The sequence below is a fragment of the Microvirga calopogonii genome, from assembly GCF_003347665.1.
GTDB lineage: Bacteria > Pseudomonadota > Alphaproteobacteria > Rhizobiales > Beijerinckiaceae > Microvirga > Microvirga calopogonii.
The window spans coordinates 1-16,113 of the sequence record NZ_QDGA01000014.1 but is presented as its reverse complement, the minus strand read 5'-3'; the positions used below and the strand labels follow the sequence as shown (position 1 = coordinate 16,113).

Here is a 16,113-nt window from a genome sequence, read left to right as displayed (position 1 = left end):
CGGCAAGCCGGTTTGAGGCGTCACTCCGGCATCGGCGACCGATGCACCCGTTTCCTCGGACTTGCTCATTCGGCCGCCGCCTTCAGCTGGTCCCATTCACGCAGAGCAGCCGCGTCGCGGGGTGTCACGTCCGGGTAGTCGGGATCGGTGCCCACATCCGGAGACACCTTCCACGAGCGGGCGCATTTCCGGCCGTGCGCGAGCGCCGGCACGACCGCGACACCCTTGACGTCGTCGAGACGGAAGGCTTCGGCCGGGCCATCGCCCTGCACCACCTGGATGCCGGACGTGATGCAGATCTCGGCGAGGTCGAGGCCCTGCACGGCCTTGAGCAGGGTTTCATCGGCAATGTGCACCACGGGCGCCGCCTCCAGGCTCGCGCCGATGCGCTTCTGCGCACGTTCGATCTCCAGCGCTCCGGTGACGACGCGGCGCACGCGACGGACCTTTGCCCAACGCTCGGCGAGCGCATCGTCGCGCCATTCCGCCGGCACCTGCGGGAAGGTTTCGAGATGCACCGACTCGGCCTGCGGATAGCGCGCGAGCCAAGCCTCCTCCGCCGTGAAGGCGAGGATCGGGGCGATCCAGGTCGCCACGCAGCGGAAGGTCTGGTCGATCACGGTCAGCGCGCTCTTGCGAACTTTGCTCGAGATCGGATCGCAATAGAGCGAGTCCTTGCGGACGTCGAAATAGAAGGCCGACAGATCCGTGGTCATGAACGAGTTCAGAAGCGCGATCACCCGCTTGTAGTCGAACGTCGCGTAGGCTTCGCGCATCTCGCCGTCGAGTTCGGCGAGGCGATGCAGCACGAAGCGCTCCAGCTCGGGCATTTCGTTCACGGCGACCTTGTCGGCCTCGCGGAAATGCGCCAGCGAGCCCAGCATCCAGCGGATCGTGTTGCGCAGCTTGCGATAGGTCTCGACGAAGGTCTTCAGGATCTCCGGGCCGATACGCAGATCGTCCGAATAATCGGATGCCGCCACCCACAGGCGCAGGATGTCGGCGCCGGAATCCTGGATCACCTTCTGCGGCGCGACCACGTTGCCGAGGGACTTCGACATCTTCTGACCCTTCTCGTCGAGGACGAAGCCGTGGGTCAGAACAATGTCGTACGGCGCGCGGCCGCGCGTGCCGCAGCTTTCGAGCAGCGAGGAGTGGAACCATCCGCGATGCTGGTCGGAACCTTCCAGATACATGACCTGATCGGGCCCGCCATCGACCTTGCGCGTCACCTTCAGGTCGTCCCGCTTTTCGAGCGCGAAGGCGTGCGTGCAGCCGGAATCGAACCACACGTCGAGGATGTCGTTGATCTTGTCGAAATCGGCGAGGTCGTAGCCGCCGGCCTTCAGGAAGCGCGAGCCGTCATCCGCATACCATGCATCCGCACCTTCCTTTTCGAAGGCCTCCGCGATGGCATTGTTGACGCGCTCGTCCTTGAGGATCTCGTTGGTGCCCTTCTTCACGAAGACCGCGATCGGCACGCCCCAGGCGCGCTGACGCGAGACTACCCAGTCGGGCCGGTTCTCGATCATGCCGGTGATGCGGTTCTCGCCCGTTTCCGGCACCCACTCCACCGTCTTGATGCCGTGGAGCGCGCGCTGACGCAGGGTGTCGCCCTTGTCGTCGAGCGGCTTGTCCATGGAGATGAACCATTGCGGCGTGTTGCGGAAGATCAGCGGCCCCTTCGAGCGCCAGGAATGGGGGTACTGGTGCTTGAGGCGCCCACGCGCGATGAGCGCGCCGACCTCGACGAGCTTCTTGATCACCGCCTCGTTGGCGCCCGCATCCTTGCCCTTGTCGTCATAGATGCGCTCGCCCGCGAAGAACGGCACGTCGGGGAAGTAGGAGGAGTCGGGCGACACCGTGTGAGGCACTTCTTTCGTGCCGCAGGCGGCGAACACGTCCCGGTGCTTCACATAGGTGTTGTAGTCGTCGGCGCCGTGGCCGGGCGCCGTGTGCACGAAACCCGTGCCCGCGTCGTCGGTAACGTAATCGGCCGGCAGCACCGGCACGCCGAAATCCCAGTAGCCGTGCGCGCCCTCCAGACCGCGGAACGGATGCGCGCAGCGCTCGATCATCACCGGCAGCACGTCCTTCACGCGCTCGTACCCGGCGACCCGCGCGGCGGCGAACACGTCGGCTGCGAGCTTGTCGGCAATGACGAGGCGGTCGCCGACCTTCGCCCAATTGTCGTCCGCCGCTTCTGTGACCGTGTAGAGGCCGTAGGCGATGTTCTCGCCATAGGCGATGGCGCGGTTGGCCGGGATCGTCCAAGGCGTCGTCGTCCAGATGACCACCGACGCGCCGTCGAGGTCGCCATCCAGCGTGTTGGTGATCCTGAACTTCACCCAGATCGTCGTGGAGGTCTTCTCGTGATACTCGACCTCGGCCTCGGCGAGCGCGGTCTTCTCGACGGAAGACCACATGACGGGCTTGGAGCCGCGATAGAGCTGGTCGCTCACGGCGAACTTCATGATCTCGCGGGCGATCTGCGCTTCCGCGTCGTAGCTCATGGTCTGGTACGGGTTCGTCCAGTCGCCCTCGACGCCGAGGCGCTTGAACTCCTCGCGCTGCACGTCGATCCATTTCTCGGCGAAGGCCCGGCACTCGCGGCGGAACTCGACGATGTCCACGTCGTCCTTGTTCTTGCCCTTGGCGCGGTACTCCTCCTCGATCTTCCACTCGATCGGCAGGCCGTGACAGTCCCAGCCGGGCACGTAGTTGGAATCGAAGCCCAACATGCCCTGAGAGCGGACGACCATGTCCTTCAGGATCTTGTTGAGCGCGTGGCCGATATGGATGTTGCCGTTGGCATAGGGAGGGCCGTCGTGCAGCACGAAACGCGGACGGCCTTTCTGGACCTCGCGCAGGCGCTCGTAGAGGCGGTTCTCGTTCCAGCGCTGCAGGAGCTGCGGCTCGCGCTGCGGCAGGCCGGCCCGCATGGGGAACTCGGTCTGGGGCAGGAACAGGGTTTCGGAATAGTCGCGGGCGGCGCTCTCGGGCTTATCGGTCATGACGGTCAATCGGTCTTGGTGGCCTGCGATCGGCAGGCGCATCGGGCTTCTCTTTCAGGGCGAACGGCTAGGATCCCGGACCTTCGCAGATCATGCGAAAGCCGGGCCGGTAATTCGCGCCGCGCCGATGCGGACCGCATGCAGAGCCTGAGAAACCATGGGCATGGTGAGCCTTTTAGCAGCGCCGGGCCGGATAATAAAGCGTGGTGATTGCCGGAGCTGCTCCCTATTTAAGGACCGGAACCAGCCCTATAGTGTCCCGAGCGTTGCGACGGGTAGGAAGGATTGACCATGGCAGACTTGACCTCTACGGCCGAACGGCGCTCGAAAGCCGGTTTCGACCTCACCCCGCCCAGCCCCGATCAAATGCACGCCCTCGTGGCCAATCTCGACGACGAGGAGCGCCGCGTTCTGCTCGAGCACGGCACGGAAAGGCCCTTCTGCGGCATCTTCAACGAGGCCAAGGAGAAGGGCACCTATTGCTGCCGCCTCTGCGGCCTGCCCCTGTTCAATGCCGGCACCAAGTTCGAGTCCGGCACCGGCTGGCCGAGCTTCTTCGACCCCATCGACCGGGATCATATCGCCTTCGTGCGCGACACCAGCTACGGCATGATCCGGACCGAGATCCGCTGCGCCCGCTGCGAGGGCCATCTCGGCCACGTGTTCAACGACGGCCCGCCTCCCACGGGCGAGCGCTACTGCATGAACTCGGTCTCCATGCGCTTCGTTGCCGAAGGCGATCCGCTGCCGGACGAGCTCGGCCGTGGCGCCCCGGAGGGTGAACCGGCGGGCTGACGGCCCGTGGACGCCACCATTCATGAGACGGTCAGCCGGGCAGGATCCGATTTCTATGCCCGGTTGCCCGTCTTCGACCATTTCTCGCAATTGACCGACCCTAAGCTCTACATGCCCGTCCCGGATGGTTGGGTGCTGGGCCTGAGCGACATCGTCCGCTCGACCTCCGCCATCGAGGCCGGGCGCTACAAGGAGGTCAATACGGCCGCCGCCTCCGTGATCGCGGCCGTCTCCAACAGGCTCGGCACGAGTGCGTTTCCCTTCGTGTTCAGCGGCGACGGAGCGAGCTTCGCGCTGCCTGCCTCGCAATCCGATCTCGCCCGTGAAGCCCTCTCGGAGGTAGCGGCCTGGGTGCGGGATTCCTTCGCCTTCGAGCTGCGCATCGCGCTCGTTCCAGTGTCCGACATTCGCGCAAAAGGCCATGACGTGCGGATCGCCCGCTTCGCGGCGTCGCCCGATGTCTCCTACGCCATGTTCTCCGGCGGCGGCCTCGCCTATGCGGAGCGGCGGATGAAGGAAGGCGCCTTCGCCATTCCCCCGGCGCAGCCCGGCACCCTGCCCGACCTCTCCGGACTGACCTGCCGTTTCGACGAGATCAGGCCGGAGCGAGGCGTCATTCTCTCCCTGATCCTGCTGCCCGGTCCCGAGGAGAGCATGCAAGCCTTCAACGCTCTCGTCGGGCAGGTCCTGTCCCTGGCCGAGGGCCAGGAGGCGGGGCGGCCGGTGCCGGAAGCCGGGCCCACCCTGTCCACGCCCTTCAAGGGCTTCGGCATCGAAGTCAAAACGGTCAGGAGGGGTGGAGCGGGCCTCCCCGTCTTGGCGAAACTGGCGGCACGTCGCCTGATCTCCTTCCTGATCTTCCGCTTCGGCCTGAGGGTCGGCCGGTTCGATCCGGCGCGCTACCGGCACCAGCTCGTCGAGAACACGGATTTCCGCAAATTCGACGACGGCCTGCGCATGACCCTCGACTGCACGCCCGCTCTCGCCGACCGGCTGGAAGCGCTGCTGGCCGAGGCGCAGCTGAAAGGCTTCGCCCGCTACGGCCTGCACCGGCAGGATGCGGCCCTCATGACCTGCTTCGTGCCTTCCGCCACCCGCAGCGATCACATCCATTTCGTCGACGGTGCCATGGGTGGCTATGCCATGGCGGCAAGGGCGCTGAAGCCCGCGATGTGAGATGGTGCCTTCCAGACGAATCAAGTGAGATCCAGGATGGGTAACAGAATGTGGCTTGGATCTCCCTCTCCCTGAGGGAGAGGGTTGGGGTGAGGGGTTACAGCCCTATCCGGATGAACCTCTAACCCCTCACCCGCGCCTCCGGCGCGACCTCTCCCACTGGGAGAGGTGAAGGGCGCCACTCTCGTCAACCAATCATCGAAACCGTCTTGTCCTCGGCGAGCATCCGCTTCGCCTCGACCGAGTCGCAGTCCATCTGGGCGATCAGCGCGTCGATTCCGTCGAAGCGCTCCTCGCCACGGATCCAGCCGACGAATTCCACGTCCAGGACCTGGCCGTAGAGATCGCCGGAGAAGTCGAAGAGGTGCACCTCGAGCAGTGGAGCGCCGTTGTCGAAGGTCGGCCGGCGGCCGAAGCTGGCGACGCCGTCGACCGGCTTGCCTGCCACCATGGCCCTGACCGCATAGATCCCATGCCGGAGCCGGCAATCGTCGGGCAGGCGCATGTTGGCCGTGGGGTAACCGAGCACCCGGCCGCGCTTGTCGCCGTGGCGCACCTCCGCCTGGACGAACCAGCGATAGCCGAGAAGCCGGTTGGCCGTGGCGATGTCGCCCGCTTCCAGGGCGGCCCGGATGGCACTGGACGAGACAGGCTCCGTTCCCTCGACGATGGCCGGAGCGATCAGGCAGTCGAGCCCCCGCTCCCGACAGAGTTCCGCCATGCGCGCCGGATTGCCTTCCCGCCCACGGCCGAAATGGAAATCGTGTCCGATCACCACGCCCGAGAGCTGCAGCTCGTTCGCCAGCAGGTCCACGAACCCCGTCGCCGTCAGGGCCGCGAGGCTCCCGCTGAAGCGCCGCTGGAAGACGCCGTCGAGGCCGAGACGGGTGAAGATCTTGAGCTTCACGGGCTCGGGCGTGAGACGGAACAGGGGCCGGTCGGGCTGGAAGAAGGTGCGCGGATGCGGTTCGAAGGTCACGGCCGCCGCCGGCTTTCCGGAGTTCAGGACCATTCCCAGGAGATGCTGGTGCCCCCGATGCACCCCATCGAAATTGCCGATGGCCGCCACGGCGCCCCTGAGGCTCGCGGGCACGGGCTCGCCATCGCGGCAGACCGCGAACGAAGGGGACATCGGAGGAGAAATCTCGGAACTCATCTGTGCGGATATCGGTGCGGGCGCGACCCTGTCGAAAAGCGGGCTTCGGGTCAAGGGAGCTCGCTTCGGCAAGCCTTCTTGGTGTCATTCCCGGCCGGAGCGCAGCGGAGGGGAAGGGAATCCACTCTCACGCTCGATCTTGGATCCCCTTCCTGCACTGCGTGCACCGGGGATGACAACGGCGCGCGGCACAAGGCCGGTGATGACGTGGAGGAGGTTCAGACCGACCTCACCACGCCAGAACTTCCATGAAGGCGGTCGGCCGGACGGGTTGACGGTCCGCCCAATCCTGAACGTGATCGGAGACCAGGTCGCCCTTGTGAAGGCCCAGCTCCTCCGCGTGGATGCCGCGGGCGATCATCAGCGAGTCGATGCCGTACCCCACGGCCCCGGCGATATCGGTGCGGATCGCGTCCCCGACGGCGAGTACCTTCTCTTTCGCAATGGCCTGGCCCCTCAGCTCGGCCGCAACGGAAAGCGCCCGGTCGTAAACGGGACCATGGGGTTTTCCGGCATAGAAGACCTTGCCGCCCATCTCCTCGTAGGCGAGCGCAATGGTTCCCGCGCAGGGCAGGATCATGTGGCCGCGCTCGACGATGAGATCGGGGTTGGCGCAGACCATCAGCAGGTCGCGCCGGAGCATGGCTTCGAGTTGGGGCCGATAATCCTCGACCGTCTCCTCCTCGTCGTTGTCGAAACCGGAGCAGACCACGTAGTCGGCCTCTTCGACGGAGCCGAAGCGGACATCGAGGCCTTCGTAGATCGGCATGTCGCGAGGCGGGCCGATGTGATGGACCACCCTGTCGATGCGTTCCTCGATGGCCAGCCGCGTCAGATCGCCGGAGGTGACGATGGCGTCATAGGCCGTGCGCGGCACGCCGAATCCGTCGAGCTGCGTTCCCACGGAGGCGCCGGGACGCGGTGCGTTCGAGACCAGGACGATCCTCCCTCCCCCGGCGCGAAACCGCGTGAGCGCGTCGCTTGCCGCCTCATAGGCTTTGACCCCGTTGTGCAGCACGCCCCAGACGTCGCAGAGGACGAGATCGTAGCGATCGGCGAGAGATTGCAGGCCCTCGACGTGAACGGGGCGGGACAGGATGGTCATGAGGTCTCACTTGTGCTGGAACCGGGCGGGTAGGCCCTAGCGCCGCTCAAGTCAACCGGCGCGCCGCAGAAGGGTCGGACCATCCGCCACAGGGAAGGGAGTGAAAGGCTGAGCAGCCTGCTGCTCGGCGGCGATCTCCGGCTTGACCGCGCGCGGGGCCGCGAAGGCGAAGCCCTGCGCCAGCGGCACGCCGAGGTCGCAGAGCATCGGCACCATGCGGTCGTCCTCCACCCGGTCGGCGATGAGCAGGATTCCCTGGCGCCGCAGGGCCGGGGCGAAATCGCGCACGTCGAGTTCCGGTCCCGCATAGCGGCCATCCGCCTGCTCGGCGGCCTCGATCATGAGGCTCGCCGGCAGCTTCATGAACCGGATGCCGAGATCGGCCAGCCTCGCCGGATCGAACCGGAGATCGGTAGCGCGATCGAGGGAAAACGGCACGCCCCGCTCGCGCAGGGTCGCGAGCGCCGCCCTGTGATCCGCATCGAGGCAGCGCCAGCTCTGCTGGGACATTTCCAGGACGATCTTGCCGAGAAGATCGGGACTGGCGTCGAAGAGGCGGGCCAACGACCACAGGAAGCCGGGCTCGGCGATGGAATGAGCCGTGAGGTTCACGCCGACGATGGCTTCGCTGCCGCGGGCGACGAGATGGCGGGCGACGGCCATGGTGCGGACCAGCACCCGGCGGTCGAAATCCGATGCGTGGCCGGACGCCTCGATGATCGGCAGGAATTCGGCTGGTCCCATCAGGGTTCCGTCCGCCAGGCGCAGCCGGGCCAGCGCCTCGTAGAAGCGGATCTTATGCTGCGGCAGCGACACCACGGGCTGCAGGTGCAACTCGATCCGGTCGGTCTCGAAGGCCTGATTGACCAGTCGCACGCGACTGATCTCCTCGGTTGAGGGCCTGCGCATGGACGGCAGCAGGGACGGTTCGGGAAAATACGCGGCCTGCACCTGTTCCGGCCGACCCGAGCCAGGGTCGGCATTGTACATCTGTGCGCCTGCGGACAGCGCCAGCTCGCGCAGGAGGGTCACCGGGCTGTCTGCACGCACGGGCGGACGCAGGACCAGCGGAGCGGCCGGAACGGGCTCCTTCGGTTCAAGAGCGGCAAGCTGGTGCATGGCTCTCGCCTGCCGCTCCGTCTCGGACTGCCACCACAGGAAGACGAGACCGAAGAAGACCGATATGATCAGGAAGCCGAAAACCGGCAGGATGATCCCCGCCTCCTTCGGCACATAAGCCGATGCACCGGCCGCCAGAATGGCCGGCACAAAGGCAAGCAGCGTCGTCTTCCTGTCCCGCAGGACAGAAATGTTTTTTGTGTTCGTCACCATGGGTGCCCCCGCTCCCCTGGCTCGGCGAATATGCGCGAATCAGTGTGTTAACAGACAATGAATCAGCGCGACTCGCGGGGCAAGTTTCGTATTCCCGAAATGGACATTATTTCGCAATCGCGCGTTTTCCGCCCATGAGAACCGCTCGTTTCCCGAGCCAAAGGAAGAGACATCGTCGATGGAAGAACCTCGGAAGGATCTGCTGATGCAGGTCGACGGCATGACCTGCCAGGGATGCGTCACCTCGGTGACCAAGGCCATCCAGCGCCTCGACCCGGGCGCCAAGGTGAACGTGGATCTCGAGCATGGCCGTGTGCATGTGACGACCAGGGCGCAGAGCGTCGAGGTCGCGCGCGACCTCGACGCGGCCGGCTATGAGGCCCGCGCCATGACCGGATGAGCCGGGGGTTGCGCCCGGAGCATCGGCCCGAAAGCGGCTTCCGCTCTTGGGATCCGTCCGATGCTCCAGCCCTCAAGGGCGCTTTGTCGCTGCAGATCAGCACGGCCGCGCGGGCGAAAGCCGGGTCCAGGTTTCCGCAGCGACAATGCGCCCAGCTCATGGATTCGTCGAAAGTTCTTTTTGCGGCGCCCCGTAACGGCTGTTAGGTTCGCAGCCATCAGCCATTCTCGGGGACCATGATGACCGCACAGACATCCAGAGCCGCCAACGACCTCATCGCACCCAACGACCTTGATGCCTGGTGGCTTCCGTTCACGGCCAACCGCTCCTTCAAGCAGCGTCCCCGGATGATCGCCCGCGCCAAGGGCATGTACTATTACACCCCCGACGGCCGGGAGGTGATCGACGGGGCGGCCGGTCTCTGGTGCTGCAATGCCGGCCATAACCGGGACGAGATCACGGCGGCCATCCAGGCCCAGGCGCAGGAACTCGACTATTCGCCGGCCTTCCAGTTCGGCCATGCCGGCGGCTTCACCCTCGCCTCGCGCCTCGCCCAGCTCGCGCCGGGCGACCTGAACCACGTCTTCTTCTGCAACTCGGGCTCCGAGGCCGTGGACACGGCGCTCAAGGTGGCTCTCGCGTATTGGAACGTGAAGGGCCAGGGCAGCAAGACCCGCCTCATCGGCCGCGAGCGCGGCTATCACGGCGTCGGCTTCGGCGGCATCTCGGTGGGCGGCATCGTCAAGAACCGCCAGTTCTTCGGCTCGCTTCTCGCGGGCGTCGACCACCTGCCGCACACCTATAACCGGGCCGAGCAGGCCTTCTCCCGCGGCGAGCCGGAATGGGGCGCACATCTGGCGGACGAGCTCGAGCGCATCGTGGCGCTCCACGACGCCTCGACCATCGCGGCCGTGATCGTCGAGCCGATGGCCGGATCGACAGGCGTTCTCGCACCGCCGAAGGGCTACCTCAAGCGCCTGCGCGAGATCTGCGACAAGTACAACATCCTGCTCATCTTCGACGAGGTGATCACGGGCTTCGGCCGTCTCGGCACCGCCTTCGCGGCGGAGCGCTACGGCGTGATCCCGGACATGATCACCTTCGCCAAGGGCGTGAATTCCGGCACCGTTCCCATGGGCGGCGTGATGGTTCGCGAGGGCCTCTACGATACGTTCATGAACGGCCCCGAGCACGTGATCGAGCTGTTCCACGGCTACACCTATTCCGGCCACCCGCTCGCCTGCGCGGCCGCTCTCGCCACCCAGGACATCTACCGCGACGAGAAGCTGTTCGAGCGCGCCAAGACCCTGGAGCCGGTCTGGGCCGATGCGATCCATTCGCTCAAAGGACTGCCGAACGTGCTCGACATCCGCACCATAGGGCTCGTCGGCGCCATCGACCTCGCCTCGCGTCCCGACGCGGTGGGCAAGCGCGCCTTCGAGGCCATGGACCGCGGCTTCCAGGAATACGGCCTGATGATGCGCATCACCGGCGACACCATCGCCCTTTCCCCGCCGCTGATCGTCACCGAGGAGCAGATCGGCGAGATCGTCGACAAGCTGACCAAGGTCATCAAGGCGGTGGCTTAAGAGCCATCCACCCACTCCACGTCATGGCCGGCCTTGTGCCGGCCATCCCGATTGGAAAGGCGCCGCGCTCTTCGGATCGGGATCACCGGCACAAGGCCGGTGATGACGGGGAGTATTGTCAAACTGACAACACGACCTTGCCCCTCCTCGCCACAGGGAGTAGGACCGCAGCACGTTTTTTTCCAATCAACGGCTGCTGTAGAACCATGTCCAAGGCCGACAAGATCAAGGCCCGCGCGCCGCGCGGCTTTGCCGACCGCAATCCCGCAGACCTCGCCGCGACCGAGCGCATGCTCGCGGCGATCCGCGACTCGTACGAGCTCTACGGCTTCGAGGGCGTCGAGACGCCATTCGTCGAGTACACCGATTCCCTCGGCAAGTTCCTGCCGGACCAGGACCGCCCGAACGAGGGCGTGTTCTCGTTCCAGGACGACGACGAGCAATGGCTGTCGCTCCGCTACGACCTGACGGCGCCACTCGCCCGCTACGTGGCCGAGAACTTCGACGCCCTACCCAAGCCCTATCGCAGCTACCGGGTCGGCTGGGTGTTCCGGAACGAGAAGCCGGGCCCCGGCCGCTTCCGCCAGTTCATGCAGTTCGACGCCGATACGGTGGGCGCCGCCTCCGTCGCGGCCGATGCTGAAATCTGCATGATGGCCGCCGATACGATGGAGAATCTCGGGCTCAAGCGCGGCGACTTCATCATCAAGATCAACAATCGCAAGGTCCTCGACGGCGTGCTCGAGGCCATCGGCCTCGGCGGCGAGGACAAGGCCGGTCAGCGCCTGACCGTGCTGCGCGCCATCGACAAGCTCGACCGTCTCGGCCCCGAGGGCGTGAGCCAGCTCCTCGGCGCCGGACGCAAGGACGAGAGCGGAGATTTCACCAAGGGCGCGGGCCTCGAACCCGACGCCATCGCCCGGGTGCTCGCCTTCACCGACGCCAAGGGCGCGAACAATGCGGCCACCGTCGAGAACCTGCGCACGGTCGTCGGCTCCTCGGAGCGTGGGCTCGAAGGCACGAACGAGCTTGCGGAGATCGCCTCCCTCGTCGCGTCCTCTGCTTACGAGGATCGCGTGACCATCGACCCCTCCGTGGTGCGCGGCCTCGAATACTACACCGGCCCCGTCTACGAGGCCGAGCTGACCTTCCAGGTGCAGGACGAGGACGGGCGCCCCGTGCGCTTCGGCTCCGTCGGCGGCGGCGGGCGCTATGACGGACTCGTGGGCCGCTTCCGCTCCGAGCCCGTTCCGGCGACCGGCTTCTCCATCGGCGTCTCGCGCCTGCTCTCGGCGCTGCAGATGGTCAAGAGCCCCATCGTGGCGGGAGCCGAGAAGCCCGGTCCGGTGGTGGTGCTCGTCATGGACAAGGACCAGATCGCCGCCTACCAGCGCATGGTCTCGACCCTGCGTCAGGCCGGTATCCGGGCCGAGCTCTATCTCGGCTCGTCGGGCATGAAGGCGCAGATGAAGTACGCCGACCGGCGGCAGAGCCCCTGCGTGGTCATCCAGGGTTCCAACGAGCGCGAGCGCGGCGAGGTCGAGATCAAGGACCTGATCGAGGGCGCCAAGGCGGCTCAGGCCATCGCGTCCAACGAGGAATGGAAGGCCGCCCGCCCGGCTCAGTTCTCCGTGCCCGAGGCCGATCTCGTCAAGGCCGTACGCGAGGTCCTCGCCCGCCATTTCGGATAACCTTGGCCTTTTGGAACCCCTGTGGTTCCATCGGGGTTGTTCCGGAAGCTTGACCATCAGGAGATGAACATGGCGAAGGCCAAGGACAAGGATAAGAAAGGCAGCACGAAATCGAAGAAGGGCCCCGGCACGAAGCTGGCGAAAACGGCCAAGAAGTCCGGGCTCATGGACCTGATCAACACGGATCTCGGCCGTGAGATCCTGGCCGATGCCCTGATCGCCGCGGCCGGCGCGGCCGCCGCAGCCCTCACCAAGACCCGCACGGCGAAGAAGGCGGGCGCTGCCGCCGCCAATGCCGGTGCGCAGGGCGTCGACCTGACCCAGACCGCGGCCGGCGCCGTCGCCGGCGTGGTGACGGAAGCCGCCCGCCACTTCCTGCCCGCGAGCCTCGTGGGCGAGGAAGGCGGCACCGAGAAGGGTGCGTCGTCGGAAGCCAAGAAGGTGAAGTACGTCCACCGCTCCAGCGACCACAGCAAGAGCAAGACGAGCAAGCCCAAGGGCGAGAAGAGCGGCACCGCCGAGAAGCGCTGATCGATCCGCTTGAACGACATCCCGGACGCGGCGCGAGCCATGATCCGGGATGATGTCGGGACGCGTGCGACCTCCCTCCCCTCGCGGGTGCCGCGAAGGTGGCTCGCCCCGCGAGCAACGCAGCCCGTCCGAGACGAGGACGGGTTGCGCCAGCCTGCATTTTTCCAGACAGCCATCGCGACCGAGACCCGCTGCCCCTGGCGGCGCGATGACGCTCGGATAAATATTAAACCGATCGGTTGACTATCCCGAACGGCGCGTCTATATTCAACCACATGGTTGAATTACAAACGCCCCAGCTCGATACCGTCTTCCACGCTCTCGCCGATTCCACCCGGCGACGGATGCTGAGCGATCTCAGCGGCGGCGAGCGTACGGTGAGCCAGCTGGCCGAACCCTTCGCGATCTCGCTCGCGGCCGCCTCGAAGCACATCAAGGTGCTGGAGCTGGCCGGGCTTCTCCGGCGCGAGATCCGCGGACGGACCCATGTCTGCCGCCTCGACCCTGGACCGCTGGCAAGCGCCCACCAGTGGCTCGGCATCTACGAACGCTTCTGGACCGGGCGTCTGGACGTGCTGGAGCGGCTCCTCCGCGAGGAGGATGCCAAACAATCACCCTCACCCGAAGGAGACGAACCATGACCGATCTTGCCACCCTCGACACCTATGGCGCGGTGACCGAGCCCGCGACGCTCACGATCCAGCGCCTTCTGCCCGGCCCCGTCGAACGCATCTGGGCCTATCTCACGGAGAGCGACCTGCGCCGCCAATGGCTCGCGGCGGGCGACATGGAAGCCGCCCCCGGCTCCTCCGTCGAACTCGTCTGGCGCAACGACGAATTGTCGGATCCGCCCGGACAGCGCCCGCCCGGCTTCCCCGAGGATCACCGGATGGTCTGCACGATCACCGAATTCGAACCGCCCCGCCGGCTCGCCATCACCTGGGGCTCGACCGGTGGCGTCACCTTCACCCTGGAGCGTCAGGGCCCGGACGTGCTGCTCACCGTGATCCACCGCCGCGTGACCGACCGCTCGGTCCTGCTCAACGTCAGCGCCGGCTGGCACGCCCACCTGGACATCCTGGCCGCCCGCCTGTCCGGCGTGTCGCCGGAGCCGTTCTGGGAGAGCTGGGCCCGCCTGAAGGAGGAATACGCGCGGCGCTTTGCGGAGTGACGAAATCGGTGCTCCGATCCGACACCCTCGCCGTCATGGCCGGCCTCGTGCCGGCCATCCACGTCTTCAGGCAACGCAGGGCCCAACCCAGAGCATCGAACGCAAAAGTGGGAACCGGTTTTGCGTGCAAAGATGCGATAAAACAAAAACTTAGAGCATCGTGCAAAAAAGTGGACCCGGTTTTTTGCTCAAGACGATGCTCTCATCCAGGACAAAGCATCGGATCAGCCCCAAAAGTGCAAATCCACTTTTGGGTCCGATGCTGTAGCGCGATGGCGAGCCCGCTCCCCTCCTCGTCGTTGTGGGCCTGCCGGGCATCCTCCGCATAGCCCGAGCGCTTGCGGTGCTTCGCGCCCTGGCGCGACACGAGGATGTTCGCCGCCGTATAGACCGCCGCCCCCACGAGAAAGCCGAGCGACGTGGAGACGATGCCGCCCGTGCGATAGGCCTCGTCCATGAGGTCGAAGGACAGGGCGGAGATCAGCACGCCCGCCCCGAACGCCATCACGGCCGCGATGACCCGCTGCGGCAGCTTGAGGAAGTATCCGATGAGCGCCCCCAGCACCAAGGCCGACCCGCTGAGCAGGCCCCAAAAGCCCGCCTGGATGGAAAGAGGCATGACGCGTTCTCCATTGGACGGGGAGAACGTGGTGGGTGGCGGTGGGGTTCAGGGGATGAGGAGGATGATTGTCGTCACAGGGGCCGACGGCGGCGACATCTCCATCCTGTTGGGCCTCTCGGCACAAAGGTGCCGCCTACGTGGAGCTGGTTGAATGAGGAGTATAGGCGGCGCTTTGCGGAGTGATAGAGGTTTAGAACTAGCTCCCCTCGATTAGGCGCCGAGCGGAGCGCCTTCATCACAATAATGGGCCCCGACTTGGAAAGGCAGACGTAGGCAGGACCAAGCGATAGACCAGAGGAAACTACCGAGAGAAGAGCCGTACAACATGCATCGGATCTTGATTGATACAGGTAGTTAAGCAGCAGCTTCAAGGTGCAAAATGTGCTCTCCAATTTGAGGAACTGTGGTTAGGGGGCGCAGTCGGATTTCCTCTTGATCCGCTTGTTCCTCTAACGCCTGCAACGCTTCCTCAATTCTAGCGTATTGCTTCTCGGTGATTTGGGGATCGTTTCTTAATGGATGTTGTATAATCATCTCGTGTGACCGAGTGGCCATTGTCCCCTTCTCAGTGTCGCGGTCAATCTTCAGATCCCACAAGCGCCTTTTGATGCGATCAACCGAATTGGCATAGCTAGTTGCTGACAGGGTGCCGAAATTAGCAACGATTTTTGAGCCTGCAAAATCGATAATAACTCCGTGTATGTTTGTCCTCCGGCGTCTCCTATTTTGTTCTTGGATCTCCGCATCAAAGAACTTGCCGAGCCCCGGACGCCTTTGGCTTACATACTCCAGTACAAGACTAGGCAACCGATCTGTTGCTTTATCTGGTTCAATTGAAACATCTGATTGAACTCGAACTAATTGAGTGAGTTCGTGTGTCTGCGATTTGTAAACAGAAGAGAGCATGGCCATCCAGGTAGAGGCGATCTGCACCAACGATGTGCCTTCTGCTTCTTTCAACTCTCCGATAACAACACCAGAGAACAATGGCTCGTAATCGGCAATCGCTTCATACCCCTCAGAAGCCAAGCTAAGCGACAACGCATCTAATGCAGTCTGCGCAGCAACGACCGCCGTGCCTGCTGCATCAGAGAAAAGGCATTGTAGCCTTTCAAGACAATTGGCTCTCTCAAGATGGAAACCCTCAGAGTTGATTGCAGCAACGCCGATAACGAGCTGTTCAGGCGATCCTAAGATTGGGCGCAACAAAATAGGCGCCCACTTGGCACGGATCAGTTTAAGGGTTGTCGGGAAGCTGTCAGAGCTGAGCGAAAGCATTTTAGACGATCATCCCTGTGTCGAGTGCATCCGCAGCGTAATTACCCACGCCGCATTTTGACCTGAGGTTCAGGCGGACACGGTCTGAAGGATTGTCTTGAACGCGTTGGTTCCCAGGCCGAGACGAGCCGTGTCGACGACGGTGCGAATGTCTGCTTCGCCTTCGGCCGCCCACATGGCCCGGTAGCCGTTGGTCACCTTGCGCTGAATGACGGCCGGTCTGAGCGCGCGTTCGCAGGCGTTGTTGGTCGCC

General features: G+C 64.8%; 14 protein-coding genes and 1 pseudogene. 8 read left to right on the top strand and 7 right to left on the bottom strand.

Annotated elements, in window-relative coordinates; translation table 11 throughout:
* Positions 1 to 65: 65 nt before the first annotated feature.
* Positions 66 to 3,014, bottom strand: a complete 2,949-nt coding sequence (ileS, locus tag DDF70_RS13375; protein WP_114945441.1) for an isoleucine--tRNA ligase — start codon at positions 3,012 to 3,014, stop codon at positions 66 to 68.
* Positions 3,015 to 3,380: 366 nt separating this feature from the next.
* Here ileS and msrB point away from each other — a divergent pair, with 366 nt between their 5' ends.
* Positions 3,381 to 3,809, top strand: a complete 429-nt coding sequence (gene msrB / locus DDF70_RS13370) for a peptide-methionine (R)-S-oxide reductase MsrB (RefSeq protein WP_425374077.1) — start codon at positions 3,381 to 3,383, stop codon at positions 3,807 to 3,809.
* 6 nt (positions 3,810 to 3,815) lie between these two features.
* Entirely contained in the window at positions 3,816 to 4,985 is a 1,170-nt protein-coding gene (locus tag DDF70_RS13365; RefSeq protein WP_114945358.1) for a DUF3095 domain-containing protein, read from the top strand.
* A gap of 187 nt (positions 4,986 to 5,172) precedes the next feature.
* Here DDF70_RS13365 and DDF70_RS13360 read toward each other — a convergent pair whose 3' ends face one another.
* The 3 genes from DDF70_RS13360 to DDF70_RS13350 all read right to left on the bottom strand — a co-directional run bounded on the left by DDF70_RS13360 (position 5,173) and on the right by DDF70_RS13350 (position 8,578).
* Positions 5,173 to 6,117, bottom strand: a complete 945-nt coding sequence (locus DDF70_RS13360; protein WP_114945357.1) for a bifunctional riboflavin kinase/FAD synthetase — start codon at positions 6,115 to 6,117, stop codon at positions 5,173 to 5,175.
* 253 nt (positions 6,118 to 6,370) lie between these two features.
* Positions 6,371 to 7,246 carry a TIGR01459 family HAD-type hydrolase gene (locus tag DDF70_RS13355; protein ID WP_114945356.1) on the bottom strand — a complete coding sequence of 292 codons (876 nt, stop codon included), beginning with the start codon at positions 7,244 to 7,246 and terminating at the stop codon, positions 6,371 to 6,373.
* Positions 7,247 to 7,297: 51 nt separating this feature from the next.
* Positions 7,298 to 8,578 (bottom strand): EAL domain-containing protein, encoded by a 1,281-nt coding sequence (locus DDF70_RS13350; protein WP_114945355.1) that lies wholly within the window; start codon positions 8,576 to 8,578, stop codon positions 7,298 to 7,300.
* A gap of 178 nt (positions 8,579 to 8,756) precedes the next feature.
* On the opposite strand from DDF70_RS13350, the gene DDF70_RS13345 reads away from it, so the two are divergent.
* The 6 genes from DDF70_RS13345 (at position 8,757) to DDF70_RS13320 (ending at position 13,960) form a co-directional block, all read left to right on the top strand.
* Positions 8,757 to 8,978, top strand: a complete 222-nt coding sequence (locus tag DDF70_RS13345) for a heavy-metal-associated domain-containing protein (protein ID WP_114945354.1) — start codon at positions 8,757 to 8,759, stop codon at positions 8,976 to 8,978.
* A gap of 239 nt (positions 8,979 to 9,217) precedes the next feature.
* Complete coding sequence (gene aptA / locus DDF70_RS13340) at positions 9,218 to 10,567, top strand: omega-aminotransferase AptA (RefSeq protein ID WP_425374074.1); 1,350 nt, start codon at positions 9,218 to 9,220, stop codon at positions 10,565 to 10,567.
* Positions 10,568 to 10,773: 206 nt separating this feature from the next.
* Positions 10,774 to 12,258 carry a histidine--tRNA ligase gene (gene hisS / locus DDF70_RS13335; protein ID WP_114945352.1) on the top strand — a complete coding sequence of 495 codons (1,485 nt, stop codon included), beginning with the start codon at positions 10,774 to 10,776 and terminating at the stop codon, positions 12,256 to 12,258.
* Between the two features lie 69 nt (positions 12,259 to 12,327).
* Positions 12,328 to 12,789, top strand: coding sequence for a hypothetical protein (locus tag DDF70_RS13330; RefSeq protein ID WP_162820390.1), 462 nt, complete (start codon positions 12,328 to 12,330; stop codon positions 12,787 to 12,789).
* Positions 12,790 to 13,064: 275 nt separating this feature from the next.
* Positions 13,065 to 13,430, top strand: coding sequence for an ArsR/SmtB family transcription factor (locus DDF70_RS13325; RefSeq protein ID WP_114945350.1), 366 nt, complete (start codon positions 13,065 to 13,067; stop codon positions 13,428 to 13,430).
* The gene (locus DDF70_RS13320; RefSeq protein ID WP_114945349.1) at positions 13,427 to 13,960 is read left to right on the top strand and encodes an SRPBCC family protein; all 534 of its coding nucleotides are present in this window, start codon (positions 13,427 to 13,429) and stop codon (positions 13,958 to 13,960) included. Before DDF70_RS13325 ends, DDF70_RS13320 begins: the two co-directional genes overlap by 4 nt.
* A gap of 202 nt (positions 13,961 to 14,162) precedes the next feature.
* Here the strand turns inward: DDF70_RS13320 and DDF70_RS13315 are convergent, their stop codons facing one another.
* From DDF70_RS13315 to DDF70_RS13305, 3 genes and pseudogenes are all read right to left on the bottom strand, one after another.
* Positions 14,163 to 14,579 (bottom strand): ZIP family metal transporter, encoded by a 417-nt coding sequence (locus DDF70_RS13315; RefSeq protein ID WP_245435478.1) that lies wholly within the window; start codon positions 14,577 to 14,579, stop codon positions 14,163 to 14,165.
* Between the two features lie 357 nt (positions 14,580 to 14,936).
* Positions 14,937 to 15,860, bottom strand: a complete 924-nt coding sequence (locus DDF70_RS13310; protein ID WP_114945348.1) for a hypothetical protein — start codon at positions 15,858 to 15,860, stop codon at positions 14,937 to 14,939.
* Between the two features lie 69 nt (positions 15,861 to 15,929).
* Positions 15,930 to 16,113: pseudogene (locus DDF70_RS13305) on the bottom strand (IS66 family transposase); the annotation flags it as partial.